Raw genomic sequence first — 24,529 nt, forward strand, 5'->3', positions numbered from 1 at the left:
GCATGCGGTCGCGCGTCGGCAGACCGTTCGGCAGGCGGCATCGTGGAGACGCCGCAGGCGCGTCATCCGCACCCAGGGCGCCGACGCCTCCGAGGGGACACCGCATGAACGACTCGCACCGCGTTGCCGCTTCCGCGCCGACCGATCGCCCCGGCCTGCTTTCGAAGGAACGCATCGTCGCCGGGCCCGGCTTCAACCGCTGGCTGGTGCCGCCTGCGGCCTTGGCAATCCATCTGTGCATCGGCATGGCCTACGGTTTCAGCGTGTTCTGGCTGCCGTTGTCCAAGGCGCTGGGCATCACCGAGGCGGTGGCCTGTCCACCCGACATGGGCTTCCTGGTGCGCATCGTCTCGTCCAGTTGCGACTGGAAGATCAGCGAGCTGCAGTGGATGTACACGCTGTTCTTCGTGTTGCTGGGCTGCTCGGCGGCGCTGTGGGGCGGCTGGCTGGAGCGCGCCGGCCCGCGCAAGGCCGGCGTGGTCGCGGCGCTGTGCTGGTGCGGCGGGCTGGTGATCTCGGCGCTGGGCATCCACCTGCACCAGATCTGGCTGCTGTGGCTAGGTTCGGGCGTGATCGGCGGCATCGGCCTGGGGCTGGGCTACATCTCGCCGGTGTCGACGCTGATCAAGTGGTTCCCGGACCGCCGCGGCATGGCCACCGGCATGGCGATCATGGGCTTCGGCGGCGGCGCGATGATCGGCAGCCCGCTGGCCGATGCGCTGATGCGGCATTTCGCCGGCCCCAACTCGGTGGGCGTGAAGGAAACCTTCCTGGTGATGGCCGGGCTGTATTTCGTGTTCATGATGGCCGGCGCGTTCGGCTACCGGGTGCCGCCCAGCGGCTGGACCTCGGCCGGTTGGACCGCGCCGGCGGCCAGCGCCAACGCGATGATCACCGCCCACCACGTGCACGTGCGCAAGGTCTGGGGCATCCCGCAGTTCTGGTTGCTGTGGGGCGTGCTGTGCCTGAACGTGTCGGCCGGCATCGGCGTGATCGGCATGGCCTCGCCGATGCTGCAGGAGGTGTTCGGCGGCCGCCTGATCGGCGTGGATGCCGGCTTCGCCAGCCTCGATCCCACGCAACTGGCCGCCACTGCCGCCATCGCCGCCGGCTTCACCGGCCTGCTCAGCCTGTTCAACATCGGCGGGCGCTTCTTCTGGGCCAGCATGTCCGACAAGCTTGGGCGCAAGCACACGTACTCGCTGTTCTTCGTGCTCGGCATCGCCCTGTACGCGGCCGCGCCGTGGGCCGGCAAGGTTGGCGGCAGCGCGCTGTTCGTCGGCATCTTCTGCGTGATCGTATCGATGTACGGCGGCGGCTTCGCCACCATCCCGGCCTACCTGGCCGACCTGTTCGGCACGCAGATGGTCGGCGCCATCCATGGTCGTCTGCTGACCGCCTGGGCCACCGCCGGCATCCTCGGCCCGGTGGTGGTCGGCTACATGCGCGAGTACCAGTTGGGCATGGGTGTGCCGCCCTCACAGGTGTACAACACGACCATGTACATCCTGGCCGGGATGCTGGTGCTGGGCCTGATCTGCAACCTGCTGGTACGGCCGGTGGCGGCCAGGCACTTCATGACCCCGCAGGAGCTGACCGCGGAGAAGCAACTGGCCCACGAACGGGCCGGCAGCAGCGCCCAGGCGCCGGATGCGGCGCAGCAGGCGCTGGTCGGCCGCGGCGGCAACCCGCTGCTGCTGGTGCTGGCCTGGCTGGCGGTCGGGCTGCCGATGCTGTGGGGCATCTGGGTCACCCTGCAGAAAGCGTTCGTGCTGTTCCACTGAGTCGGGAGGGTTGCGATGTCTTCGGGTGCGTCGTCCAGGCCAGGTGCGGTCGCGCGCGGCGTGCGCCGTCACCGCGACGGGCGCACGGCCGTCGCCCTGGACCTGGTGGCGGCCGAAGTGCCGGTGGCGTTCGCCTACAACGACACGCCGTTCGTGGTGATGATGGCCACGCCGGAGGACCTGGAGGATTTCGCACTGGGCTTCTCGCTCAGCGAGGGCATCGTGGCAACACCGGACCAGCTACGCATCGAGGCCGTGGAGACCTACCTGGAAGGTGTGTCGCTGCGCCTGCGCATCCCGCCGGAACAGGCCGCCGCGTTGCAGGCGCGGCGTCGCAACCTCGACGGGCGCAGCGGCTGCGGGGTGTGCGGCAGCGCGTCGCTGGAGGCGGTGCTGCGCACGCCGCGGCCGGTGCCGGCCGGGGTGCCGATCGCGGCCGCGTCCCTGGCCCGTGCCTTGCGCGCCTTGCGCGCGCAGCAGACGCTCAACGCGTTGACCGGCGCCACCCATGCCGCGGCCTGGGCCGATGCGCAGGGGGCACTGCAACTGATCCGCGAAGACGTCGGCCGCCACAACGCATTGGACAAGTTGATCGGTGCGCTGGTCGGCGCCGGCCTCGATCCTGGCGCCGGCTTCGCCGTGGTCACCAGCCGCGCCAGCTACGAGATGGTCATGAAGGCCACGCAGGCCGGCATCCCGCTACTGGCCGCGATTTCCGCGCCCACGGCGCTGGCCGTCGCGCTCGCCGACAGCGCCGGCCTGACCCTGATCGGCTTCGCCCGCGATCACGATTACGTCGTCTACAGCCATCCGCAGCGCCTAGCGCAGACCGAACCCGCCGGAGAGCCCGCATGAGCAAGAAGACCATCCAGCCGTACACGCAACCGGCCGGCGGTTGGGGCGCGCTGCGCGCCGTGGCCAAGCACCTGATGGAGCAGGACGTGGCGGTGCAGGGCGGCAAGACCCTGCTGCACGCCAACCAGCCCGACGGCTTCGACTGCCCCGGCTGCGCCTGGCCCGATCGCGACCACACCTCGACCTTCGAGTTCTGCGAGAACGGCGCCAAGGCGGTGGCCGCGGAATCCACCGCGCGCCGCGCCACGCCGGAACTGTTTGCCCAGCACAGCGTCGCGCAACTGGCCCGCTACAGCGACTACTGGCTGGAAGGGCAGGGCCGACTGACCCAGCCGCTGCGCTACGACGCCGACACCGACCATTACGTGCCGATCGACTGGGACGCGGCGTTCGCGCTGATCGCCCGACACCTCAACGGCCTGGCCTCGCCGGATGAGGCGATCTTCTACACCTCCGGGCGCACCAGCAACGAGGCCGCGTTTTTGTATCAGTTGTTCGTGCGCGAGTTCGGCACCAACAACTTCCCGGACTGCTCCAACATGTGCCACGAGCCGTCCGGCACTGCGCTCAAGGCACAGATCGGGGTCGGCAAGGGCACGGTCTCGCTGCAGGATTTCGAACTGGCCGATGCGATCTTCATCTTCGGCCAGAATCCCGGCACCAACCATCCGCGCATGCTCGGCGAACTGCGCCAGGCGGCCAAGCGCGGTGCGGCGATCGCCTCGTTCAACCCGCTGCGCGAACGCGGCCTGGAGAAGTTCGCCGACCCGCAGGACAAGCTGGAGATGCTGCACAACGGCTCCACCCGCATCTCCTCGGATTACTTCCAGTTGAAGATCGGCGGCGACCTGGCCGCGGTCAAGGGCATCATCAAGCACGTGCTGGAGCGCGACGCCGAGGCGGCGCGCAGCGGGCAGCCGCGGTTGCTGGACCTGGAGTTCATCGACCGCCACACCGCCGGCTTCGAGGCCTTCGCCGCTGAGGTCGCGGCCGAGCCGTGGGACACCATCGTCGAGGAAGCCGGGCTCAGCGAGGCCGCACTGCGCCAGGCCGGCGAGATCTACCTCAAGGCCGAGCGGCTGATCGCCTGCTGGGGCATGGGCATCACCCAGCACAAGCATTCGGTGGCGACCATCCAGATGATCGCCAACCTGCTGTTGCTGCGCGGCCACCTCGGCCGCCCCGGCGCCGGCCTGTGCCCGGTGCGTGGCCACAGCAACGTGCAGGGCGACCGCACCATGATGATCTACGAGCAGCCGCCCCAGGCGTTCCTGGACCGCCTGCAGAAGGTGTTCGGCTTCGCCCCGCCGCGCGCGCCCGGCTACGACACGATCGGCGCGATCGAGGCGATGGCCGACGGCCGCGCCAAGGTGTTCTTCGCCATGGGCGGCAATTTCGCCACCGCCACTCCCGATACCGAGGCCACCCATCGCGCGCTGCGCCGCTGCGAGCTCACCGTGCATGTCACCACCAAGCTCAACCGCAGCCATCTGGTGCACGGCCGCGACGCGCTGATCCTGCCGTGCCTGGGCCGCACCGAGATCGACATCCAGGAGGGCGGGCCGCAGCACGTCAGTGTCGAGGATTCGATGAGCATGGTGCACCTGTCCGGCGGCATCAATCCGCCGGCCTCGCCGCAGCTGCTGTCCGAGCCGGCGATCGTGGCGGGCCTGGCCGAGGCCACGCTCGGCGCGCGCAGCACGGTGCGCTGGCGCTGGCTGGTGGCCGACTACGACCGCATCCGCGACCTGATCGCACAGATGTTCGACGACTTCGCCGACTTCAACACGCGGGTGCGGGTGCCGGGCGGCTTCCGCCTGTCCAATGGCGCGCGCGACCGCGTGTGGGACACGCCGGAGGGCCGTGCGGTGTTCAAGCCGCATGCGGTGCCGACCGACAATCCGATCCACCGCGCGCGCCGGCAGCATCCGGGGCAACTGGTGTTCACCCTGGCCACCACGCGCTCGCACGACCAGTACAACACCACCATCTACGGCCTGGACGACCGCTACCGCGGCGTGTTCGGCGAGCGCCGGGTGCTGTTCATCAATGCCGCCGACATCGCCGACCTGGGCATGCAGGCGGGCGACTGGGTGGACCTGCACAGCCTGTGCGAGGACGGGGTGCCGCGGCAGGCCAAGCGCTTCATGCTGGTCGCCTACAACATCCCGCGCGGCTGCCTGGCGGCCTACTACCCCGAGACCAATGCGCTGGTGCCCTTGTCCAGCTTCGCCGACGAGGCGCGCACGCCCACCTCCAAGTCGATTCCGGTGGTGGTCACCGCGCATCTGGCCGAGGCCGCCGCGGCCGCCCCACGCGACATCGGAGTCGCGCTTGTCCGCTGATCCGGCGTTGACCGCGCGCCTGCTGCCGTTGCTGGCCGAGGCGCCGGACGGCATGGCGCTGGCCCGCGTATGCAAGCGCCTGGACGTGCGCATGAGCGTGTTGTTGCGCACCCTGGCGTGGCTGGGCGACGCCGAGCTCGCCGGGCAGGCGGGGCCGGGCTGGGTGCGGGTGCAGCGCGCCGGCGAGCGCGAGGTGGCGGTGCTGACGGCTGCCGGTCGCGCGCAGTTGCCCTCCTGAGTCGCAGCGCGGCGCACGCGCGCGAGACAAGGCGGGGCGGGACTGCCAGAATCGGCCGGTTGCCAGCCGATATTGCCTCCATGACCGCTGCCGCGTCTGCCGTTCCGCCCGTCAACTCGCCGCGCCGCGTGCTGCTGGCCAGTCTGGTCGGCACCACCATCGAGTTCTTCGATTTCTACATCTACGCCACCGCTGCGGTGCTGGTGTTCCCGAAGCTGTTCTTCCCCGCGGGCGATCCCGCTGCGGCGCAGTTGCAGTCGCTGGCGACCTTCGCCGTGGCCTTCGTCGCGCGGCCGCTGGGGTCGGGGCTGTTCGGCCACTTCGGCGACCGCGTCGGGCGCAAGGCCACGCTGGTGGCGGCGCTGCTGACCATGGGCCTGTCCACCGTGCTGATCGGCCTGCTGCCTAGCTACGACCGGATCGGCGTGTGGGCACCGGCGCTGCTGGTGCTGTGCCGCTTCGGCCAGGGGCTGGGCCTGGGCGGCGAGTGGGGCGGGGCGGTGTTGCTGGCCACCGAGAACGCGCCGCCGGGCAAGCGCGCCTGGTACGGGATGTTCCCGCAGTTGGGGGCGCCACTGGGCTTCCTGCTGTGCTCGGGGATCTTCCTGTTGCTGGACGCGGCGCTGGACGACGCACAGTTCCTGCGCTGGGGCTGGCGCATCCCGTTCGTCGCCAGCGCCCTGTTGGTGATCACCGGGCTGTGGGTGCGTCTGCGCATCCACGAGACGCCGGACTTCCAGCGCGCATTGGACCGCAACGAGCGGGTGCGCATGCCGATGCAGACGGTGCTGTCGCAGCACGTCGGCGCGACGGTGCTGGGCACGCTCGCGGTGCTGGCGACCTTCGTGCTGTTCTACCTGATGACGGTGTTCGCGCTGGGCTATGGCACCAACGCCCTGCACTACAGCCGCGAGCAGTTCCTGCTGCTGCAGATGGTCGGCATCCTGTTCTTCGCCGCCGGCATTCCGCTGTCGGCCTGGTACGGCGACCGCCGCGGCACGCGCCCGGCGATGCTGCTGGCGAGCGTGGCCATCATCGCGTTCGGGCTGCTGTTCGCGCCGCTGTTCCAGGCCGGGCAGCCGTGGCAGGTGCTGGGCTTCCTGGCGCTGGGCTTCTTCTTCATGGGCCTGACCTACGGCCCCTGCGGCACGCTGCTGGCCGAGCTGTATCCGGTGCCCGTGCGCTACACCGGCGCCTCGCTGGCATTCAACCTGGCCGGCATCGTCGGCGCGGCGCCGGCGCCCTACGTGGCGGTGTGGCTGGCCGAGCAGTACGGCCTGCCGTGGGTAGGTTACTACCTCAGTGCGGCTGCGCTGCTGACCTTGCTGGCGTTGCTGGCGATTCGACGGCAGCGTCGCTGAACGCCGGTTCCGCGGCCGGGGCGCATTCGACCCGGTTGCGGCCGCCGGCCTTGGCCAGGTACAGGTATTTGTCGGCCTCGGTCAGCAGGGCATGCAGCGTCTGCCGCTGCGGCCCGCTGTTGCTGACGCCGATGCTGATGGTGAGGTGCAGGGTCTGCGTGCCGATGGCGACCCGCAGGTCGGCGATGCGCACGCGCAGGGCCTCGAAGTAGTCGGTGGCCGCAGCGGCGTCCAGGCCCGGCGCCAGCATGCAGAACTCCTCGCCGCCGAAGCGCGCCACCATGTCCTGTGGCCGCGCATGCGCGGCCAGGGTCGCGGCGACCACGCGCAGCGCCTCGTCGCCGGCCTCGTGGCCGAAGGTGTCGTTGATGTGCTTGAAGTGGTCGATGTCGAGCATCGCCACGCTGACCGGCTGCTGCCGTGCCAGCCATCGCGGCAGCGCCCGCTGGCTCTGCTCGAGGAAGTGCCGGCGGTTGGGCAGGCTGGTGAGGAAGTCGCGCGTGGCCAGGTCCTGCAGGGTGCCGATCAGTTCCAGCTGGTCCACGTTCTGCGAGACCCGACAGAAGAATTCCTCGCGCGAAAAGGGTTTGCGCAGGAAGTCGTTGGCGCCGTTCTTGAGAAAGCGCGGCACCAGCGATGGGTCGTTGTTGCCGGACAGGCCGATCACCGCCAGCATGTCGCGTGCGCGCAGGGTGCGCAGCCGGCGGGTGAACTCCACGCCCTCCATGCCCGGCATTTCCTGGTCCACCACCGCCAGGCGGATGGACGGGTTGGCCTCGATCGCGCGCAGCCCGGCGGCGCCGTCGGCGGCCTCCACCACCTTGTAGCCGTACATCGCCAGCAGCGCGGCGGCGTAGGCGCGCGCCGACGGCGAGTCGTCCACCACCAGCGCGGTGATGGCGCGGTTGCGCGCCAGCCGCTGCACCAGCCAGGCCAGGTAGTCGATGCTGTCCGGCGCGTTCTTCAGCACGAAATCGATGATCTGCTGGGTCAGGATGCGCTTGCGCAGGCCTTCGTCGTAGACCCCGCTGACCACCACCGTGGGCAGCCCGCGCGCGATGAAGAAGTCGACCACGGTGTCGCGGTCGCCGTCGGCCAGCACCAGCCCGGTCAGCGCCAGGAACCAGGAGCCGCCATCGTCCAGCGCAGCGGCGGCTTCGGCCAGGGTGGAGACCACGACCACCGGCAGCTCGACCCGTTGCTCGATCGCCGCGCGCAGCAGGTCGGTGAAGGTGCGCGAGTTTTCCACCAGCAGGATGCGCTGCTGTGCAGGGCTGCCGTCGGGGGCGATCGGGGAGATCGACAACGGGTGCGACATGCATGCCTCGCGGGCGGCAATCCGGGGGATGGAACCCCGGTTAGCGGCCGCGTGCGCGCAAACTTGAGGGTGGCGCGGGCCCGCCTGCGGCTACCACAGCGCGTCGCGCAGCTTGTACCAGGACATCGCCGCCACCAGCAGCGGCGTGCGCAGCAGGCGGCCGCCAGGGAAGGGCGCGTGCGGGATCCGCGCGAACACGTCCAGCCGCTGCGCCTGTCCGCCGATCGCCGCGGCGATGACCGCGCCGGCCAGCCCGGTGGCGGCCACGCCGTGGCCGGAGAAGCCCTGCGCGAAGTACACGTTCGGGGTTAGCCGGCCCCAGTGCGGGGCGCGGTTGCGGGTGATGTCGACGTAGCCGCCCCACACCGATTCCAGTTCGACGTGACGCAATTGCGGGAACACCCGACGCATGCGTCGTGTCATCACCCCGCGCAGGCCAGGCGGCGGCAGCGACGAATAGCTGGCGCGGCCGCCGAACAGCAGCCGGTGGTCGCGGCTGAGACGGAAGTAGTCCAGTGCCCAGTTGACGTCGGCCACCGCCATGTCGTTGCCGATCAGTTCGCGCGCCAGCGCCTCGCCCAGCGGCGCGCTGGCGCCGATGTAGGTGCCGACCGGCATGATCCGCGATTCCAGTTCCGGGGCGATGCCGCGCAGCCAGGCGTTGCCGGCGAGGATGGCGAACTCGCCTTCGACCTCGCCGTGCGCGCTGCGCAGGATCGGCCGCGCGCCGCGCAGCAGCTGCGTGGCCGGGGTCTGTTCGTAGATGCGCACGCCGGCGGCCAGCGCCGCCCGCGCCAGGCCGCGCGCGTACTCCAGCGGATGCAGGTGGCCGCTGGCCGCGTCGTACATCGCCCCCAGGTAGCGCGGACTGCGCAGCTGCGACTGCAACTGCGTGCGGTCCCACCATTGCAGCGGATAGTCGTAGCGCTGCGCCATCTCGATGATGCCGGCGCGCAGCGCACGTTCCTGGCGCGGCTTGATCGCCACGTGGGCATGGCCGTCGCGCCAGTCGCAGGCGATGCCGTGGCGGGCGATGCGGCTACGCAGCAACTGCATGCCGTCGCGGGAGAAATCGAACAGCAGCCGCGCATCGTCCTGGCCAAGCAAGGTTTCCAGGGTGTGCTGCTCGCAGCCGTAGCCGACGATGGCCTGGCCACCGTTGCGCCCGGACGCGCCCCAGCCGACCCGCTGCGCCTCCAGCACCACCACCCGATACCCGGCCTCGGCCAGCGCCAGCGCCGCACTCAACCCGGTATAGCCGGCGCCAAGGATGCACACGTCGGCGCGCACGCTTCCGCGCAGCGGTTCCTGCGCCGGGAACGGCGCAGCGCTGTCGAGGTACCAGGAAGCGCCGGGAATGGGGACTTGGGGATGGGGAATGGGAGAAGCGCCGGTCATGGCGGCGAACTGCTGTGGTGGCCCAGGCGCACCATGTCCTGGGCTCCAGTCGCTTTCGCTCTCGCTGCTTTCGATTCCCGTGTCTCCATTCCCGAGTCCCGGCCTTCAAACTGTGCGCAGATACCAGCGATAGTCCACATCGCTGACCTGCGCCTGGAAATCCAGCAGCTCGCGGCGCTTCTGCTGGCCGTAGATATGGCGGAAGCGCGTGCCGAAGGCGGTGGCGGCGAAGTCGCTGTCCAGGAAACGGGCGATCGCGCCGCGCCAGTCCGGTTCGCGTGCGGCGTGTTGCGCGTAGGCGTTGCCCTGGGTTGGCGGGCCCGGATCGATGTTTTGCGCCAGGCCGTGTTCGATGCCGGCCAGCACCGCCGCGGCGACCAGGTAGGGATTGGCGTCGGCGCCGGCGATGCGGTGTTCGATGCGGGTGTTCGCCGGGTCGCTGTGCGGCACCCGCATCGCCACGGTACGGTTGTTGAAGCCCCAGCTGTCGTTGAGCGGGACGAAGGCATTGGCGACGAAGCGCCGGTAGCTGTTGGCGTGCGGTGCGAACAGCAGCAGGCAGTCCTCGGCGCTGCGCTGCAGCCCGCCGATGGCGTGGCGCAAGGGCGCCGCCGGTGCCTGCGGGGTGCAGGCGAACACGTTGTCGCCGGCGCCGTCGAGCAGGCTCACGTGCAGGTGCAAGCCGCTGCCGGACTGCGCCGCGAAGGGCTTGGCCATGAAGCTGGCGAGCAGGCCTTGCTGCTGCGCGATCGCCTTGATCGCGCGCTTGAGCAGCACCGCATCGTCGCAGGCGGCCAGCGCATCGGCGCGGTGCTTGAGGTTGATCTCGAACTGGCCGGGCGCGTACTCGGCGACCGCGGTATCGGCCGGGATGCCCTGCGCGCGGCAGGCCTGGGCGACCGCATCGGTGAAGCCGCGCTGGTCGTCCAGCTCCTGCATGTAATAGACCTGGGTGCTGTCGTTGCGCAGCCCGCTGTGAGCATGCAGCGGCGGCTGCGGGAGGCCTTGCGCATCGGCGTGCGGGTCGAACAGGTAGAACTCCAGTTCCACCGCGATCACCGGCGTCAGCCCGCGTGCCTGCAGACGCGCCAGTACCTGCGCCAAGACCTGGCGCGGGGCGAAGTCGAGCGCACCGCCGGCACCGTCCTGCATCGTGAGCAGCAGTTGCGCCGACGGCACCGGCGCCCACGGCACCGGTCGCAGGCTGCCCGGCACCGGGAAGCACAGCCGGTCCTCGTCGCCGATGTCGTAGCCCAGCCCGGTTTCCTCGACGGTGTTGCCGGTGATGTCGGTGGCGATCAGCGACATCGGCAGGCACACCCCGTCGCGGTACACCTTGTCCAGCGCGTCGCGGGCGATGCGCTTGCCGCGCAGCAGGCCGTTGCAGTCCGGCAGCAGCAGGTCGATCTGCTCGCAGCCGGCGATGCGCTGCAGGGTCTGGGCGTCGTCCGGGGGCAGCAGCGGGGCATCGTGCATGCGGATCATCGCGGCGGGCTGCAGGAGTGTTTCGAGCTTAGCAGAGCCTGATGGCGTCAAGAATACTCAACAGCGGCACGTGCCCCATGCGCTGGCGCTCAATCACGCGCAACGGTGGCCGTAGTGCGCTTTTGCGGCATTGCACGGGAAGTTGCGCCGTCGCGCAGGTCCGTCATCACGTCTGTCGGTGCGCTGTGCGCCGTGTCCCACTGCGTGTCGTGTTGTAAAAATAAAACGCCCGCGGTAACTTGCGGTGACGCCACACGAGTTCTTCGCATGGCCGTATCGCCCCTGGTCGGCGTGCCGACCGACCGCAAGCTCATCGGCCATCATCCGTTCCTGGCTGCGGGCGAAAAGTATCTGCGCGCCGCTGTCGACGGTGCGGGGGTGACCCCGGTGCTGCTGCCGTCGCTGCAGCCGCCGGTCGACGCCCGCGCCTGGCTGACGCGGCTCGACGGCCTGCTGTTGACCGGTGCGGTCAGCAACATCGAGCCGCACCATTACAGCGACGAGCCGAGCTGGCTCGGCAACCTGCACGACCCGGCGCGCGACGCCAACACGCTGGACCTGATTCCGCAGGCGATCTCGCTGGGCCTGCCGATCCTGGCGATCTGCCGCGGCTTCCAGGAAGTCAACGTTGCCCTCGGCGGCACCCTGCATCAGAAGGTGCATGCGCAGCCGGGGCTGTCCGATCACCGCGAGGATCCGCAGGCGCCGCTGGAAGCGCAGTACGCGCCGGCGCACGAAGTGACGCTGAGCGAAGGCGGCTGGCTGGAAGAGATCGCTGGCCGTGGGCGGGTGCGGGTCAACTCGCTGCATGGCCAGGGCGTGGCCCGGCTCGGCGGCGATCTGATCGTCGAGGCGCTGGCGCCGGATGGATTGATCGAGGCCTTCCGCGGCATCGGCCCCGGTTTCCTGCTGGGCGTGCAATGGCATCCGGAGTGGCGGGTGCTGGACGACCCGTTCTATCTCGGCATCTTCCAATCCTTCGGCGACGCCTGTCGCCACTATGCGGCCACCCGCAGGCACTGAGTCCCATGGCCAGTCGACCCCGATCGCGCAAGCACACGCCGGAACAGCAGGAAAGTTCGCTGCGGCGCTGGCTCAAGGAACGCCACATCACCGAGGTCGAATGCTTGGTGCCGGACATCACCGGCAACGCCCGCGGCAAGATCATTCCCGCCGCCAAGTTCTCGCACGACTACGGCACGCGGCTGCCCGAGGGCATCTTCGCCACCACCGTCACCGGCGATTACCCGGACGACTATTACGACCTGACCTCGCCGTCGGATTCGGACATGCAACTGCGTCCGGACCCGGACACGGTGCGCATGGTGCCCTGGGCCGCCGACCCCACCGCGCAGGTGATCCACGATTGCTATACCAAGGAAGGCCAGCCGCACGACCTGGCACCGCGCAACGTGCTGCGCGGCGTGCTCGCGGCCTACGCGGCGATCGGCTGCAAGCCGGTGGTGGCGCCGGAGCTGGAGTTCTTCCTGGTGCAGAAGAACACCGACCCGGACTTCCCGCTGCTGCCGCCGGCCGGCCGTTCCGGGCGCCCGGAAACGGCGCGGCAGTCGTACTCGATCGACGCGGTCAACGAGTTCGACCCGATCCTGGACCTGATGTACGACTACTGCGACGCGATGGAACTGGACGTGGACACGCTGATCCACGAATCCGGCGCGGCGCAGCTGGAAGTCAACTTCACCCACGACGACGCACTGTCGCGTGCCGACCAGGTATTCCTGTTCAAGCGCACCATGCGCGAGGCGGCCTTGCGCCACGGCGTCTACGCGACGTTCCTGGCCAAGCCGATGGAGAACGAGCCGGGCAGTGCGATGCACATCCACCAGAGCCTGGTGGACAAGCACGGCAAGAACGTCTTCAGCGGCCGCCGTGCCGGCGAGTACAGCCGCACCTTCGCCCATTACCTGGCGGGCCTGCAGAAGTACGTGCCGATGGCGATGGCGTTCTTCGCGCCCAACGTCAATTCCTATCGCCGGCTGATGTTCGGCGAGGTGTCGCCGAGTAATGTGCTGTGGGGCTTCGACAACCGCACCTGCGGCCTGCGGGTGCCGATCGACACGATCGAGAACATGCGCGTGGAGAGCCGCTTCGCCGGTTCCGACGCCAATCCCTACCTGGCGATGGCGGCGACGCTGGCCTGCGGCCTGCTCGGGATCCGCGAGAAGCTCGAGCCGACCGAGCCGACCACGGGCAGCGGCAAGGAGATGGGCTATCAGTTGCCGCGCTCGCTGGGCGAGGCGCTGGACGAGCTGGAGCGGTGCGCGCCGTTGCAGGAGTTGCTGGGGCCGCGCTTCGTGCGGGCGTACATTTCGGTCAAGCGCAAGGAGTACGAGACGTTTTTCCGGGTGATCAGTTCGTGGGAGCGGGAGTTTTTGTTGTTGAACGTCTGAGCTGCTGAACGTTGTTGTTGGGCTGCTTCGGGGTTGTTCGTACTCCTCGTCGATGCTTCGATGCTTCCGCTTCCGCTTCCGCTTCCGCTTCCGCTTGCGCTTGCGCTGTTGCTGTTGCTGTTGCTTCGGCTGTTGATTTACCGGGTTCCCTTCCGAAGCGGCGAACCAGGCGGGAAAAACCCGAAGGGCGGCGTACATGGATGTACGCCGTCCGCGGCAGGGGCAGGATGCCCCTTCCGCGGATCCCGTCTGGTTCGCGGACCCGGAGCGCGCAGCGCGGAGGGCGCGAAGGCAGGGCGCGCTTTCTTTTGGTTACCTTTTCTTTGCGCGAGCAAAGAAAAGTAACTCGCCCGTCAGGGCGAAAGCCTTTGCAGTTGCTTCAACCATGTGTGTCAGACCAGAAGAACAGTAGGAGCGGCTTCAGCCGCGACAGGCGTCATCAGCACGGCCTGTCGCGGTTGAAACCGCTCCTACGAAAGCGCGTAAAAGCGAAACCGGCTTACTTGCCGATCCAGCCTTCCAGCATGTCCGAGAACTCGTCGGCGTGCTCTTCTTCCTGGGCCAGGATGTCTTCCAGGATGCGCTTGGTGGTGGTGTCCTTGTCGCCGACGAAGTTGATCATCTCGCGATAGCTGTCGATGGCGATGCGCTCGGCGATCAGGTTTTCCTTGACCATGTCGCGCAGATCCTCGCCTTCCTTGTACTCGGCATGCGAACGCGCCGTCAGGGTATCCGGATTGAGGTCCGGCTCGCCGCCCAGCTGCACGATGCGCTCGGCCAGCTTGTGCGCGTGCGCCTGCTCCTGCTGCGCGTGCTCCAGGAACTCGGCCTTGACCGCGTCCGCAAGCATGCCGGCGGCCATGAAGTAGTGGCGGTAGTAGCGCAGCACGCACACGTATTCGGTGGCGAGCGCGTCGTTGAGCATCTTGATCACCGCCTCGCGGTCGGCGCTGTAGCTCTTGGTGATCGCGCCGTCCTCGATGCTCTGGCGGGCATTGGCGCGCAGCGTGGCGGTGTCGGTGAGGCCGGCGGTGTGCTGCAGCGGCTTGGCGTCGGTGTTCGGGGTGGCTGGCTTGTTGGACATGGCTGGCCGTTTCCTGTGGTGGGTAAGGGGATTCAGTCGGGAAGGTGTTGCAGTACGTAGTCGGCGGCGGAGACCTTGAACTCGCCCGGTGCTTCGACGAACAACGCACGCACCACGCCGTCGTCGGCGTACAGCGCGAAGCGCCGCGCCCGCACGCCCATGCCGTAGCTGCTGGCGTCCAGTTCCAGGCCCAGCGCCTTGGCGAAGTCGCCGTTGCCGTCGGACAGCATCTGCAGGCCGTCCGGCACCAACTGGCTCTTGCCCCAGGCCTGCATCACGAACGGGTCGTTGACCGCCATGCAGTACACCTCGATGCCGCGCTTGCGGAACTCCTCAAAGTGCTCCACATAGCCGGGCAGGTGCTTCTCCGAACAGGTCGGGGTGAAGGCGCCGGGCACCGCGAACAGCAGGACGCGGCGGTCGTCGAACAGGGTGCGCGTATCCACCGCTTCCACGCCGTCGCGGATGCGCTGCAGCACCACTTCGGGAATGCGTTCGCCGGTCTGGATGGGCATGTCGGGCTCCTTGGATGAACCGAGTCTAGAAACGGAAATGGGAAGGTGGCGTCAACGCCTTGAAAAGCGCCGCGGCACGCCTATCTGACGGGCATGGACGGCGGGCCGGTCCCGCCGCCGCGAACCGCCCCTCCGGGGGTGTACCTCATTCACGTTTCAGGAGACCACGATGAGCATCGTCCGTTATCGCCAGTGGCCGGCCCAGGCCGCATTCCAGAACGAGATCAAGCAGGTGTTCGACCGCTTCTTCGACCCCAATGGCGGCACCGACGAATCGGCCGTCGTCACCGCGCAGTGGGTGCCGCGCGTGGACATCAAGGAAGAGCCGGAGCGCTTCGTGCTGTACGCCGACCTGCCGGGCATCGACCCGTCGGAGATCGAGGTGTCGATGGACAAGGGCATCCTCTCGATCAAGGGCGAGCGCAAGAGCGAGTCGGCCGCCGACAGCGAGCGCTTCTCGCGCATCGAACGCCGTTACGGCAGCTTCCACCGTCGCTTCGCGCTGCCCGACAGCGCCGATCCGGACGGCATTTCCGCCACCGGCTACCATGGCGTGCTGGAAGTGCGCATCCCCAAGCGTCCGGCGAGCACGCCGCGTCGCATCCAGGTCGATACCGGGGCCACGATCGTCCAGTAAGCGCCCGCCCGCAGCGGCGTCGCCCTCGCGACGCCGCGCCCTCGCCGCCGGCCGTAGAATGGCCGGGCGATGGCGCAGTGCATGCAACCGGCCCGTTGCCGCAAGGCGGCGGGCCGACTCTTTTTTGAGGTGATGGATGGAATTCAAGGATTACTACGCGACCCTGGGCGTGGAACCCAGCGCCGGCGATGCCGAGATCAAGACCGCGTACCGGCGGCTGGCGCGCAAGTACCATCCCGACGTCAGCAAGGAGCCTGGGGCCGAGGAAAAGTTCAAGGCCGTCAACGAGGCCTACGAGGCCTTGCGCGACCCGCCCAAGCGCGCCGCCTACGACCAGTTGCGCGCGCAGGGCTACCGCCCGGGCGAGGAGTTCCACGCGCCGCCCAACTACGGCGGCGCGCAGGGCTTCGATTTCGAGGAAGTGTTCGGCAATGGCGGCGCTGGCGGCGGCTTCAGCGATTTCTTCGAGAGCCTGTTCGCCCGCCAGCAGCGCGCCCGCCAGGGCGGCGCCGGCCCGGGTCCGGGGCCGGGCACGCCGCGCGGCGATACCCGCGCCAAGCTGGCGGTGCCGCTGGAAGCGGTGTATGCCGGCGACAGCGTGCGCATCACCATCAACGGCAAGCAACTGGACGTGCGCGTGCCCAAGGGCGTGCGCCCCGGCCAGGTGATCCGGCTGAGCGGGCAGGGCAACGGCGGCAGCAACCTGCTGCTGGAGATCGAGTACGCCGCGCACCCGCAGTTCGAGGTGGACGGCCGCAACATCCTCTACACCCTGCAGGTGACGCCCTGGCAGGCGGCGCTGGGCACCACCATCAGCGTGCCGACCCTGGGCGGGGCGGTGGAACTGAAGATTCCCCCGGAATCGGACGCCGGCCGCAAGCTGCGCCTGCGCGGCCGCGGCCTGCCGGGTACCCCGCCGGGCGACCAGATCGTCGAACTGGAAGTGCTGGCGCCGGCGCCGGAAACCGAAGCGCAGCGCAAGGCGTATCGCGGGTTGGCCAAGGCCTTTGGCGAAGCCGTTTGATTGCGGGGGATTGGGGAGTCGGGATTGGGGATTCGCAAGAGCGGCGTCCCTTCGCACTGTGGCGTTGTAGGGGCGGCTTCAGCCGCCATGCCGGCCCGATAAAGCGGCCGTACCCGCTTGCGCGGCCCGGCTCGTCATGCGCCTGCAAGCGTGACTGCGCTAGAGCCGCTGCGGCGCACGGCCACAGCGGCATCGCCGATCAGCGTACGCGCTTCGCAAGTCTGCAGCTGTGCTGCTTTTCTGTGGGAGGGGCTTCAGCCCCGACGCCTCGACCTTTGAAGCGTCGGGGCTGAAGCCCCTCCCACAAGAGACGCCACCTGCTCTTCTTTTGGTTCCATCCATTGCCCGGCTTGTCGTAGGAGCGGCTTCAGCCGCGACGGGCGTTACCGGTAACCCCTGTCGCGGCTGAAGCCGCTCCTACAAGGGGCACCGATTGCAATGCGGCCTTACGCCGCGCGCTCAAACGCCGCCCGTAAACCCGCCCTTACGAATCCCCAATCCCCAATCCCCAATCCCCAATCCCCAATCCCGGCTTCTACGGCACATCCTCACCGCTGAACACCCGCTCGATCACCTCGTACAGCTCGTCCTCGGAGAACGGCTTGGTGATGTAGGCGCGGGCGCCCTGGCGCATGCCCCACATGCGGTCGGTGTCCTGGTCCTTGGTGGTGACCAGGATCACCGGGATGTTCTGCGTGGTCGGTTCGCGGCGCAGGGTGCGGGTGGCCTGGAAGCCGTTGAGGTTGGGCATCACCACGTCCATCAGCACTAGGTCCGGCAAGGCTGCCTTGGCCGCTTCCACGCCGGCGGCGCCGTCGGTGGCGGTGATCGTTTCGTGCCCCAGTTTTTCCACGATGCGCTGGATGCCCAGCAACTGCGACGGCGAATCGTCGACGATCAGAATGCGTGCCATGTGGTTCCCCCTAGGAAGCTTCGAGTGTAGTGGCAGCGGCGCGAGGGCGGAAAGCGCTGCGTGTCACAAAGCGTCGGCGTGGCTACGCGCTCGGATCCAGCCGCACCACGGTGCGCCCGAACGACTGCCCGGCCAGCATCGTGGCGAACACCTCCGGCAGCCCGGCCAGATCCACCTCGCGGGTGCAGATCGTGTCCAGGTGGCGCGGCTTCCAGTCGCTGCCCAGGTGCTGCCAGATGCGGTCGCGCAGGTCGCGGGCGGTGCCGGCCGAGCCGATGCCCAGCAGCGACACCCCGCGCAGGATGAAGGGCATCACCGTCATGTCCAGCTCCGCGGTCGCGGCCAGGCCGGCGCTGGCGACGTTGCCGTACGGCGCCGTCTGCGCCAGCAGGCTGGTCAGCATCGCCCCGCCCACGTTGTCCAGGCCGCCGCCGAAGCGCACCGAGTCCAGCGGCCGCGTGGTCTGCAGGGCCTCGCGGCCCAGCACCTGGGTGGCGCCCCAGGCCCTGAGCTGCGCGGCGCGGTCGGCCTTGCCGCTGACCGCATGCACCTCGAAGCCGGCGCGGCTGAAGATGTCGATCGCCAGCGAGCCGACCCCGCCGGTGGCGCCGGTCACGCACAGCGGGCCATGCGCCGGCGTCTGGCGGTTGTCGAGCAGGCGCAGCAGCGCCAGCGCCGCGGTGAAGCCGGCGGTGCCCAGCACCATGCTCTCGCGCAGGCTCAGCCCGACCGGCAGCGGCACCACCCACTTCGACTCCAGGCGCACGTACTCGCTGTAGCCGCCGTCGCGGGTCTCGCTGAGGCCGCAGCCGGTGACCAGCACCGCATCGCCTTCCTTGAACGCCGGGTCGCTGGAGGCGACCACGTGCCCGGCCACGTCGATGCCGCCGACCAGCGGGAAGCGGCGCAGGATCTTGCCCTGGCCGGTGCCGGCCAGCGCGTCCTTGAAGTTCACAGAAGACCAGGCCGCGCGGATCACCACTTCGCCGTCGTTGAGCTGGTCCAGCGACAGCGGGGCGATGCCGGCGTGGTAGCCGGCGGCGTCCTGGTGGATGCGGAAGGCGGAGAACTGGGCGGGAACGGACATGGAACACCTTGGTCGGCACGCAGGAATGCACCAAGATACCCTTTCGAAACGGCGGGCCTGCCCCATCTTGTAGAATCGGCGACTCATTATCCGGTGACCGGCGCGTGACCGACGCGTCGCCACCTTCCTTCTTGGAGCATGCATGGCCTGGAATACACCTGGCGGCAAGGGCGGAGACGGCCCGGACAATCACGGGCGCGGTCCCTGGCCGCCGCGTGGCGGCAATGGGGGAGGAAAGTGGGGCGGCTTGCCCGGTCCGTTGAAGGACCTGTTCGGCGATGGCGGCGGCATCGGCCGCTGGATCCTCGGCGCGGTGGTGCTGCTGCTGCTGTTCAGCAGCTTCCAGTTGATCGGCGAGCAGCAGCGCGGCGTGGTCCTGCGCTTCGGCCAGTTCTCGCGGATCCTGCAACCCGGCCCGAACTTCAAGCTGCCGTGGCCGATCGAGACCGTGCGCAAGGTCGATGCCACCCGCATCAAGACCTTCGATAGCCAGTTGCCGGTGCTGACCGGCGACGAGAACATCGTCAACGTCTCGCTCAACGTGCAGTACCGGGTCGAGGACCCGCGCACCTACGTGTTCGGTGCGCGTAACGCCGACCTGGTGCTGGAGCAGGCCGCGCAGAGCGCGGTGCGCGAACAGATCGGCCGTTCCGATCTCAACACGGTGCTCAACAACCGCGGCCCGATGGCGGTGGCCGCGCGCGAGCGCCTGCAGGCCGCGCTGAAGGCCTATCACACCGGCCTGATCGTGACCGGCCTGACCCTGCCCGACGCGCGTCCGCCGGAGGAAGTGAAGTCGGCCTTCGACGAGGTCAACGGCGCCCAGCAGGTCAAGGAGCGGCTGATCAACGAGGCCCAGGCCTATGCCGCCAAGGTGGTGCCGGAGGCGCGCGGCCAGGCGGCACGCACCCGTACCGTCGCCGAAGGCTACAAGGAAGCGGCGATCGCCCGCGCGCAGGGCGACGCCGAGCGCTTCACCCTGCTCCAGCAGCAGTACCAGAACGCGCCGGAGGTCACCCGCAAGCGGCTGTGGCTGGAGACGATCCAGCAGGTGCTGGCGGAGAACCGCAAGGTCATCGGCGGCGACGGCCGCCAGCTGATCTACGTGCCGATGCCGGCCGAGGGCAAGGCGCCCGCCACGTCCACCCCGCCGACCTCGCCGACCACTGGCGGATCGCTGCCGACGGTGCCGCAGGAGGTGCTGATGCCGTCCTTGAACAGCAGTTCGGCCGAAAGTGTCCGCAACCCGGAGCGCACGCCGCGCCCGACCGGCCGTGAGGAGATCCAGCGATGAAACTGTCATTGTGGGCCGGCATTGCCGTCGTCGCGCTGTTCGCGCTGCTCAGCTCGGTGTTCGTGGTGCCCGAGGACAAGGCGGCGATGGTGCTGAACCTGGGCCGCGTGGTGCGTGCCGACCTCAAGCCGGGCCTGCACTTCAAGGTGCCGCTGGTCGAGTCGGTGCGCATGTTCGACCGCCGCTTCCAGGTGATCGACACCACCCCCGCGCGCTACTTCACCGCCGAGCAGAAGGACGTCAGCGTCAGCTTCTTCGCCATCGGCTACATCTCCGACGTGCGCGCCTTCTACCGCGCCACCCAGGGCGGCGACGAGAAGGTGGCCAACAGCCTGCTGGCGCCGATCATCACCGACTCGCTGCGCAACCAGATCAACTCGCGCACCCTGCAGCAGCTGGTGTCCGGCGACCGCAGCGAACTGATCGCCAAGCAGTTGGTGGCCATCAACGCGGCCAGCAAGACCCTGGGCATGCAGATCGTCGACCTGCGCATCAAGCAGATCGACCTGCCGACCGACAGCCAGGTGATCACCGACGTGTACGAGCGCATGCGCGCGCAGCGCAAGCAGGAAGCGGCCAAGCTGCGCGCCGAGGGCGAGGAGCAGGCGCTGACCATCCGTGCCCAGGCCGACCGCGAGAGCACGGTGCTGGTCGCCGAGGCCGAGCGCGACGCGCAGAAGCTGCGCGGCGAAGGCGATGCCGAGGCCGCCAGCGTCTACGGCAAGGCTGGCTCCGCCGACCCGTCGTTCTACGCCTTCTACCGCAGCCTGGAGGCCTACCGCGGCGCCATGGCCGACGGCAACGGCGTGATCGTGCTCGACAAGAACGATCCGTTCCTGCAGTACCTCAAGAGCGATCGCTGAGGGGTGGGATTGGGGAGTGGGGATTGGGGATTCGTAAGGACGGGTTCCCTGCTCAGCCTCTTCTTTGCTCTTGCGATTGTTGCTTTTGCTTCGCTTTTGATGTGCCGGGCCCCCTACGTAGCGGCGAACAGGGCGGGAAAAACCCGAAGGGCGGCGCACATGGATGTGCGCCGTTCGCGGCAGGGGCAGGATGCCCCTTCCGCGAATCCCGTCCTGTTCGCGGACCCGTAGCGCGCAGCGCGAAGGGCGCGGAGTCGGGGTGTGCTTTCTTTTGGTTACTTTTCTTTGCACAAGCAAAGAAAAGTGACCCGCTTCAGCGGAAGCTGTTGCTCTTGCTCTGATACTCCTGCATCCGTCTTGACGGCCACTCATCTCTGGCGACCGCCATGCACGATCTCATCGCCGCGGTCTGCCTGATGGTGATCCTCGAAGGCCTGCTGCTGTTCGCCGCGCCGGAGGCATGGCGGCGGATGGTCCAGCAGATGTTGAGCATGCCGCCGCGGCAGTTGCGTGGGGCCGGCGCCATTGCCGTCGGCGTGGGCCTGCTGGCGCTGTGGTGGGTGCGCGGCTGAGCCAGGCGGGTGGCGGTCGCCGGGCCTGAACGCGGCCGGTCAGGGGGTGGTGACTGCCACCCAAAACCCGGATAATGCACAAAAGCCGGCCGGGCCCGCTCCACGCGAGCGTCTCGACCGGCTTTTTCCGTGTATGGGTCCGCCGCCGCCTGGACGCTCCCCGATGGAGCGGCCGCACCGGTGCCGGTCGTCCCCGCACGGCCACCACATCCGCGTGGCCCCGACGGTCGCGCAGCAAACCAGGAGTTACCCAGCCATGGGTCAGTCAGTTGTCGTGCTCGGCGCCCAGTGGGGCGATGAAGGCAAAGGCAAGATCGTCGATCTGCTCACCGAGGAAATCGGCGCCGTCGTCCGCTTCCAGGGCGGCCACAATGCCGGCCACACCCTCGTCATCAACGGCAAGAAGACCGTCCTGCACCTGATCCCGTCCGGCATCCTGCGCGCCGACGCGCTGTGCCTGATCGGCAACGGCGTGGTGATCTCCCCGGCCGCGCTGCGCAAGGAGATCGAGGAGCTGGAGACCTCCGGCGTGGAAGTGCGTTCGCGCCTGAAGATCTCGCCGGCCGCGCCGCTGATCATGCCGTACCACATCGCCCTGGATCAGGCCCGCGAGAAGGCCGCCGGCGGCAAGGCCATCGGCACCACCGGCCGCGGCATCGGCCCGGCCTACGAAGACAAGGTGGCGCGCCGCGGCATCCGCGTCGCCGACCTGCATTACCCGCCGCAGCTGGAAGAGCTGCTGCGCACCGCGCTGGACTACCACAACTTCGTGCTGACCAAGTACCTGGGCGTGGAAGCGGTCGACTTCCAGAAGACCTTCGACGAAGCGCTGGCCTTCGGCGAGTACGTGCAGCCGATGAAGTCCGACGTCGCCGGCATCCTTCACGACCTGCGCAAGCAGGGCAAGCGCGTGCTGTTCGAAGGCGCGCAGGGCGCGCTGCTGGACATCGACCACGGCACCTATCCCTACGTCACCAGCTCCAACACCACCGTCGGCGGCGCGCTGGCCGGCACCGGCGTGGGCGCGCAGGACATCGACTACGTGCTGGGCATCGCCAAGGCCTATGCCACCCGCGTCGGCGGCGGCCCGTTCCCGACCGAACTGGACGACGAGATCGGCCAGGGCATCCGCGACCGCGGCGCCGAGTACGGCGCCTCCACCGGCCGTCCGCGCCGCTGCGGCTGGATGGACATCGTCGCGCTCAAGCGCGCGGTGGCCATCAACGGCATCTCCGGCCTGTGCATCACCAAGCTCGACGTGCTCGACGGCATGGAGAAGCTGAGGGTGTGCATCGCCTATGAGTACCGCGGCAAGCGCACCGAATACGCGCCGCTGGACGCGCAGGGCTGGGAAGAGTGCACCCCCGTGTACCTGGAATTCCCGGGCTGGAGCGAGAACACCCACGGCATCACCGTGTGGGACGAACTGCCGCCCGCCGCCCGCGCCTACCTGCGCGCGCTGGAGGAACTGGCCGGCTGCCCGATCTCGATCGTCTCCACCGGCCCGGACCGCGAGCACACCATGGTGCTGCAGGATCCGTTTGCCTGACGCAGGTGGCACGCGGATCCTTCTCCCGTACGCGGGAGAAGGAGGCGCCGAGTCTCCAAAGAGCCCCGCGACAGCGGGGCTTTTTACTTGAACGCGCACACCGAGATGCATGATGTGGCGCGCCGGGAATGCGTGCGGGTGTGCGGATGGCTGCAAGTAGCGCGCGTGTCGTCTTGCGGCTCCGCGCGCTCGCAATTGCTGGGTTGCCTTTGCACGAGCAACAGTCCGCGTCGATCTGCGGCTACAGCGAAGCTGCGCTAGCATTCCGCGCGGCACCCACATGCCGCCACTCGACAAGGACGACCGCCGATGTTCGCTGCACTGTTCGATACGCTGTTCAACCGCACGCCCAGCCCCGATGCCTTCGCCACGATGTACACCGACGCCCTGCGCGCGCGCGGCTATCGCGAGGAGTTGGTCTATCAGCCCGACGCGTTCCGGCTGGTCGGCGGCAACGGCTACACCATCTATCTGCACAACGCCTATCAGGCCTACAAGACCGCGCCGCGCAAGGGCCGCGCCGAGGCATTGCGCGCCTACGTGACGTCATCGCTCAACGCACAGGAAGAGAGTGGACGGGAAAAGACATTCGAAGAGGTGCGCGCGACGCTGATGCCGGTGATCCGCAATCGCGGCATGTTCGAGGAGCTGCGGCTGGAGCACGTGCTTGAGAAGGGTCTTGATGCGCCATTCCCGTATGCATGGCGCGACATTGCCGAGGATTGCGTCGAACTGCTGGCGCTGGATCTGCCGGACACGATTTCCACGCTGTTCCAGGGGCCGCGCGCGGCATGGGGGATCACCCTGGACGAAGGCCTGGCCATCGCCCGCGACAATCTGCGCGAGGCAACCGCCGACCATTTTGTCGAAGTCGCACCCGGCGTGTTCCGCGGCGCATGGCAGGACGCCTACGACACCAGTCGTGCCTTGCTGCCCGATGTGCTGTACCGCGTTCCGGTGGCGGGCAATCCGCTGTTCATGCTGCCGGCGCGCGACTGCCTGCTGGTGGTGGGCGATCGCGATGCGGCCGCCATCGGCGCGATGCTGGAACTGAGCCTGGAAGTGGCCGCGCAAGGGCGCAGCGTGTCGGCGCTGGTGTTCACCTACGACGAGGCGCGCCGCATCGTGCCGTTCGCGCTGGCGTCGCCCGAGCAGCGCCAGCGCCAGGCGGACCTGCGCCGGCTGCTGGACGCGCCTGCCTATGCCGATCAGAAGGCGGCGCTGGACAAGCTCCACGACGCCACTGAGCAGGACATCTTCGTCGCATCGTTCAGCGTCTACCAGGAGCGCGACGAGGGTGTGCGGCAGTTTTCGCTCTGCACCTGGACCAAGGGCGTCGACACGTTGCTGCCCAGGGTCGACAGGATTGCCTTGATCGTCCCGCGCGACGACGCCGAGGGGGACGAGGTCGTCGTGGTGGCCTGGGACGAGGCGATTACTGCATTCGGCGACCTGATGCAGCCGCAGCCGCCGCTGTATCCGCCGCGCTACCGCGTGCGGGCGTTTCCCGATGATGCGCAGCTCCGGCACCTGACGCCGCTGTGATGGGGGCGTCGGGATCCGGGATGCGCGGTGCACAGCGTGCTGCGACCCTCACCACAACCCCTCTCCCGATGGGAAAGGGGCTGGTTGCGGTCCGCCCTGGCGCAAATGCATGGAGGCGTAGCGTGCGCCAAGTTCCTTCCTCCGTGGGATAGGACTCAAGAAATCGCCTTCGCGGCCGATAGCAGTGCACGGGTCGGCGTCGCTGCACATCGGCAGCGGCACGCGGAGAACCAGATTGCGCCGGCAATTGC

The 24,529-nt window shown here is 68.7% G+C and carries 21 protein-coding genes; 14 read left to right on the top strand and 7 right to left on the bottom strand.

Annotation, left to right across the window (positions count from 1 at the left end; translation table 11 throughout):
• Nucleotides 1-104: 104 nt before the first annotated feature.
• From M3U25_RS00980 to M3U25_RS01000, 5 genes are all read left to right on the top strand, one after another.
• Nucleotides 105-1,784: an OFA family MFS transporter gene (locus tag M3U25_RS00980; RefSeq protein WP_355495921.1), complete on the top strand. Its 1,680-nt coding sequence runs from the start codon at nucleotides 105-107 to the stop codon at nucleotides 1,782-1,784.
• A 15-nt stretch (nucleotides 1,785-1,799) separates the two neighbouring features.
• The gene (fdhD, locus tag M3U25_RS00985) at nucleotides 1,800-2,639 is read left to right on the top strand and encodes a formate dehydrogenase accessory sulfurtransferase FdhD (RefSeq protein ID WP_355495918.1); all 840 of its coding nucleotides are present in this window, start codon (nucleotides 1,800-1,802) and stop codon (nucleotides 2,637-2,639) included.
• Nucleotides 2,636-4,984, top strand: coding sequence for an FdhF/YdeP family oxidoreductase (locus tag M3U25_RS00990; RefSeq protein ID WP_355495915.1), 2,349 nt, complete (start codon nucleotides 2,636-2,638; stop codon nucleotides 4,982-4,984). Before fdhD ends, M3U25_RS00990 begins: the two co-directional genes overlap by 4 nt.
• Nucleotides 4,974-5,222 (top strand): hypothetical protein, encoded by a 249-nt coding sequence (locus M3U25_RS00995; RefSeq protein WP_355495912.1) that lies wholly within the window; start codon nucleotides 4,974-4,976, stop codon nucleotides 5,220-5,222. The genes M3U25_RS00990 and M3U25_RS00995 overlap by 11 nt, the downstream gene beginning before the upstream one ends.
• 80 nt (nucleotides 5,223-5,302) lie before the next feature.
• Nucleotides 5,303-6,583, top strand: a complete 1,281-nt coding sequence (locus M3U25_RS01000; protein ID WP_355495909.1) for an MFS transporter — start codon at nucleotides 5,303-5,305, stop codon at nucleotides 6,581-6,583.
• Here the strand turns inward: M3U25_RS01000 and M3U25_RS01005 are convergent.
• The 3 genes from M3U25_RS01005 to M3U25_RS01015 all read right to left on the bottom strand — a co-directional run bounded on the left by M3U25_RS01005 (nucleotide 6,522) and on the right by M3U25_RS01015 (nucleotide 10,784).
• Nucleotides 6,522-7,901: a diguanylate cyclase gene (locus M3U25_RS01005; RefSeq protein ID WP_160945879.1), complete on the bottom strand. Its 1,380-nt coding sequence runs from the start codon at nucleotides 7,899-7,901 to the stop codon at nucleotides 6,522-6,524. The genes M3U25_RS01000 and M3U25_RS01005 overlap by 62 nt on opposite strands.
• Before the next feature lie 90 nt (nucleotides 7,902-7,991).
• Nucleotides 7,992-9,299, bottom strand: coding sequence for an FAD-binding oxidoreductase (locus M3U25_RS01010; protein WP_355495905.1), 1,308 nt, complete (start codon nucleotides 9,297-9,299; stop codon nucleotides 7,992-7,994).
• 105 nt (nucleotides 9,300-9,404) lie between these two features.
• On the bottom strand, nucleotides 9,405-10,784 hold the full coding sequence (locus M3U25_RS01015) for a glutamine synthetase family protein (protein WP_355495902.1): 1,380 nt from the start codon (nucleotides 10,782-10,784) through the stop codon (nucleotides 9,405-9,407).
• A 267-nt stretch (nucleotides 10,785-11,051) separates the two neighbouring features.
• On the opposite strand from M3U25_RS01015, the gene M3U25_RS01020 reads away from it, so the two are divergent.
• Together M3U25_RS01020 and M3U25_RS01025 are read left to right on the top strand one after the other, a co-directional pair.
• On the top strand, nucleotides 11,052-11,807 hold the full coding sequence (locus tag M3U25_RS01020; protein WP_160945882.1) for a gamma-glutamyl-gamma-aminobutyrate hydrolase family protein: 756 nt from the start codon (nucleotides 11,052-11,054) through the stop codon (nucleotides 11,805-11,807).
• Nucleotides 11,808-11,812: 5 nt separating this feature from the next.
• Nucleotides 11,813-13,195 carry a glutamine synthetase family protein gene (locus M3U25_RS01025; protein ID WP_160945883.1) on the top strand — a complete coding sequence of 461 codons (1,383 nt, stop codon included), beginning with the start codon at nucleotides 11,813-11,815 and terminating at the stop codon, nucleotides 13,193-13,195.
• A 499-nt stretch (nucleotides 13,196-13,694) separates the two neighbouring features.
• On the opposite strand, the gene M3U25_RS01030 is transcribed toward M3U25_RS01025, so the two are convergent.
• Entirely contained in the window at nucleotides 13,695-14,279 is a 585-nt protein-coding gene (locus M3U25_RS01030) for a ferritin-like domain-containing protein (protein ID WP_242156404.1), read from the bottom strand.
• Nucleotides 14,280-14,311: 32 nt separating this feature from the next.
• A complete protein-coding gene (locus M3U25_RS01035) occupies nucleotides 14,312-14,794 on the bottom strand; it encodes a peroxiredoxin (RefSeq protein WP_160946352.1) in 483 nt (160 codons plus the stop codon).
• A 169-nt stretch (nucleotides 14,795-14,963) separates the two neighbouring features.
• On the opposite strand from M3U25_RS01035, the gene M3U25_RS01040 reads away from it, so the two are divergent.
• Nucleotides 14,964-15,431, top strand: coding sequence for an Hsp20/alpha crystallin family protein (locus M3U25_RS01040; protein WP_160946351.1), 468 nt, complete (start codon nucleotides 14,964-14,966; stop codon nucleotides 15,429-15,431).
• Nucleotides 15,432-15,567: 136 nt separating this feature from the next.
• Nucleotides 15,568-16,455 carry a DnaJ C-terminal domain-containing protein gene (locus tag M3U25_RS01045; protein ID WP_355495895.1) on the top strand — a complete coding sequence of 296 codons (888 nt, stop codon included), beginning with the start codon at nucleotides 15,568-15,570 and terminating at the stop codon, nucleotides 16,453-16,455.
• Between the two features lie 535 nt (nucleotides 16,456-16,990).
• On the opposite strand, the gene pilH is transcribed toward M3U25_RS01045, so the two are convergent.
• Nucleotides 16,991-17,368, bottom strand: a complete 378-nt coding sequence (gene pilH, locus M3U25_RS01050) for a twitching motility response regulator PilH (protein WP_242156407.1) — start codon at nucleotides 17,366-17,368, stop codon at nucleotides 16,991-16,993.
• An 82-nt stretch (nucleotides 17,369-17,450) separates the two neighbouring features.
• Nucleotides 17,451-18,455, bottom strand: coding sequence for an acryloyl-CoA reductase (locus M3U25_RS01055; protein ID WP_355495891.1), 1,005 nt, complete (start codon nucleotides 18,453-18,455; stop codon nucleotides 17,451-17,453).
• A 142-nt stretch (nucleotides 18,456-18,597) separates the two neighbouring features.
• Between M3U25_RS01055 and hflK the strand changes: the two genes are divergently transcribed.
• The 5 genes from hflK to M3U25_RS01080 all read left to right on the top strand — a co-directional run bounded on the left by hflK (nucleotide 18,598) and on the right by M3U25_RS01080 (nucleotide 24,278).
• The gene (gene hflK, locus M3U25_RS01060) at nucleotides 18,598-19,749 is read left to right on the top strand and encodes an FtsH protease activity modulator HflK (RefSeq protein ID WP_355495888.1); all 1,152 of its coding nucleotides are present in this window, start codon (nucleotides 18,598-18,600) and stop codon (nucleotides 19,747-19,749) included.
• Nucleotides 19,746-20,612: a protease modulator HflC gene (locus M3U25_RS01065; protein WP_160966319.1), complete on the top strand. Its 867-nt coding sequence runs from the start codon at nucleotides 19,746-19,748 to the stop codon at nucleotides 20,610-20,612. Before hflK ends, M3U25_RS01065 begins: the two co-directional genes overlap by 4 nt.
• A 386-nt stretch (nucleotides 20,613-20,998) precedes the next feature.
• Nucleotides 20,999-21,184: a DUF2065 domain-containing protein gene (locus M3U25_RS01070; protein WP_242156410.1), complete on the top strand. Its 186-nt coding sequence runs from the start codon at nucleotides 20,999-21,001 to the stop codon at nucleotides 21,182-21,184.
• Between the two features lie 256 nt (nucleotides 21,185-21,440).
• Entirely contained in the window at nucleotides 21,441-22,733 is a 1,293-nt protein-coding gene (locus M3U25_RS01075) for an adenylosuccinate synthase (protein ID WP_355495883.1), read from the top strand.
• A 309-nt stretch (nucleotides 22,734-23,042) separates the two neighbouring features.
• Nucleotides 23,043-24,278, top strand: a complete 1,236-nt coding sequence (locus M3U25_RS01080; RefSeq protein ID WP_355495880.1) for a hypothetical protein — start codon at nucleotides 23,043-23,045, stop codon at nucleotides 24,276-24,278.
• Nucleotides 24,279-24,529 lie beyond the last annotated feature (251 nt).

Source organism: Xanthomonas sp. PPL134 (assembly GCF_040595915.1).
Taxonomy (GTDB): Bacteria; Pseudomonadota; Gammaproteobacteria; order Xanthomonadales; family Xanthomonadaceae; genus Xanthomonas_A; species Xanthomonas_A indica.

Bases quoted from the DNA above. Each gene is read 5' to 3' on its own strand.
- M3U25_RS01045 (WP_355495895.1), top strand. From the start codon at position 15,568: ATGGAATTCAAGGATTACTACGCGACCCTGGGCGTGGAACCCAGCGCC.
- M3U25_RS01075 (WP_355495883.1), top strand. From the start codon at position 21,441: ATGGGTCAGTCAGTTGTCGTGCTCGGCGCCCAGTGGGGCGATGAAGGC.
- M3U25_RS01065 (WP_160966319.1), top strand. From the start codon at position 19,746: ATGAAACTGTCATTGTGGGCCGGCATTGCCGTCGTCGCGCTGTTCGCG.
- M3U25_RS00980 (WP_355495921.1), top strand. From the start codon at position 105: ATGAACGACTCGCACCGCGTTGCCGCTTCCGCGCCGACCGATCGCCCC.
- fdhD (WP_355495918.1), top strand. From the start codon at position 1,800: ATGTCTTCGGGTGCGTCGTCCAGGCCAGGTGCGGTCGCGCGCGGCGTG.
- M3U25_RS01025 (WP_160945883.1), top strand. From the start codon at position 11,813: ATGGCCAGTCGACCCCGATCGCGCAAGCACACGCCGGAACAGCAGGAA.
- M3U25_RS01020 (WP_160945882.1), top strand. From the start codon at position 11,052: ATGGCCGTATCGCCCCTGGTCGGCGTGCCGACCGACCGCAAGCTCATC.
- M3U25_RS00990 (WP_355495915.1), top strand. From the start codon at position 2,636: ATGAGCAAGAAGACCATCCAGCCGTACACGCAACCGGCCGGCGGTTGG.
- M3U25_RS01030 (WP_242156404.1), bottom strand. From the start codon at position 14,279: ATGTCCAACAAGCCAGCCACCCCGAACACCGACGCCAAGCCGCTGCAG.
- M3U25_RS01000 (WP_355495909.1), top strand. From the start codon at position 5,303: ATGACCGCTGCCGCGTCTGCCGTTCCGCCCGTCAACTCGCCGCGCCGC.
- pilH (WP_242156407.1), bottom strand. From the start codon at position 17,368: ATGGCACGCATTCTGATCGTCGACGATTCGCCGTCGCAGTTGCTGGGC.
- M3U25_RS01070 (WP_242156410.1), top strand. From the start codon at position 20,999: ATGCACGATCTCATCGCCGCGGTCTGCCTGATGGTGATCCTCGAAGGC.
- M3U25_RS01035 (WP_160946352.1), bottom strand. From the start codon at position 14,794: ATGCCCATCCAGACCGGCGAACGCATTCCCGAAGTGGTGCTGCAGCGC.
- M3U25_RS01040 (WP_160946351.1), top strand. From the start codon at position 14,964: ATGAGCATCGTCCGTTATCGCCAGTGGCCGGCCCAGGCCGCATTCCAG.
- M3U25_RS01010 (WP_355495905.1), bottom strand. From the start codon at position 9,299: ATGACCGGCGCTTCTCCCATTCCCCATCCCCAAGTCCCCATTCCCGGC.
- hflK (WP_355495888.1), top strand. From the start codon at position 18,598: ATGGCCTGGAATACACCTGGCGGCAAGGGCGGAGACGGCCCGGACAAT.
- M3U25_RS01015 (WP_355495902.1), bottom strand. From the start codon at position 10,784: ATGATCCGCATGCACGATGCCCCGCTGCTGCCCCCGGACGACGCCCAG.
- M3U25_RS01080 (WP_355495880.1), top strand. From the start codon at position 23,043: ATGTTCGCTGCACTGTTCGATACGCTGTTCAACCGCACGCCCAGCCCC.
- M3U25_RS01005 (WP_160945879.1), bottom strand. From the start codon at position 7,901: ATGTCGCACCCGTTGTCGATCTCCCCGATCGCCCCCGACGGCAGCCCT.
- M3U25_RS01055 (WP_355495891.1), bottom strand. From the start codon at position 18,455: ATGTCCGTTCCCGCCCAGTTCTCCGCCTTCCGCATCCACCAGGACGCC.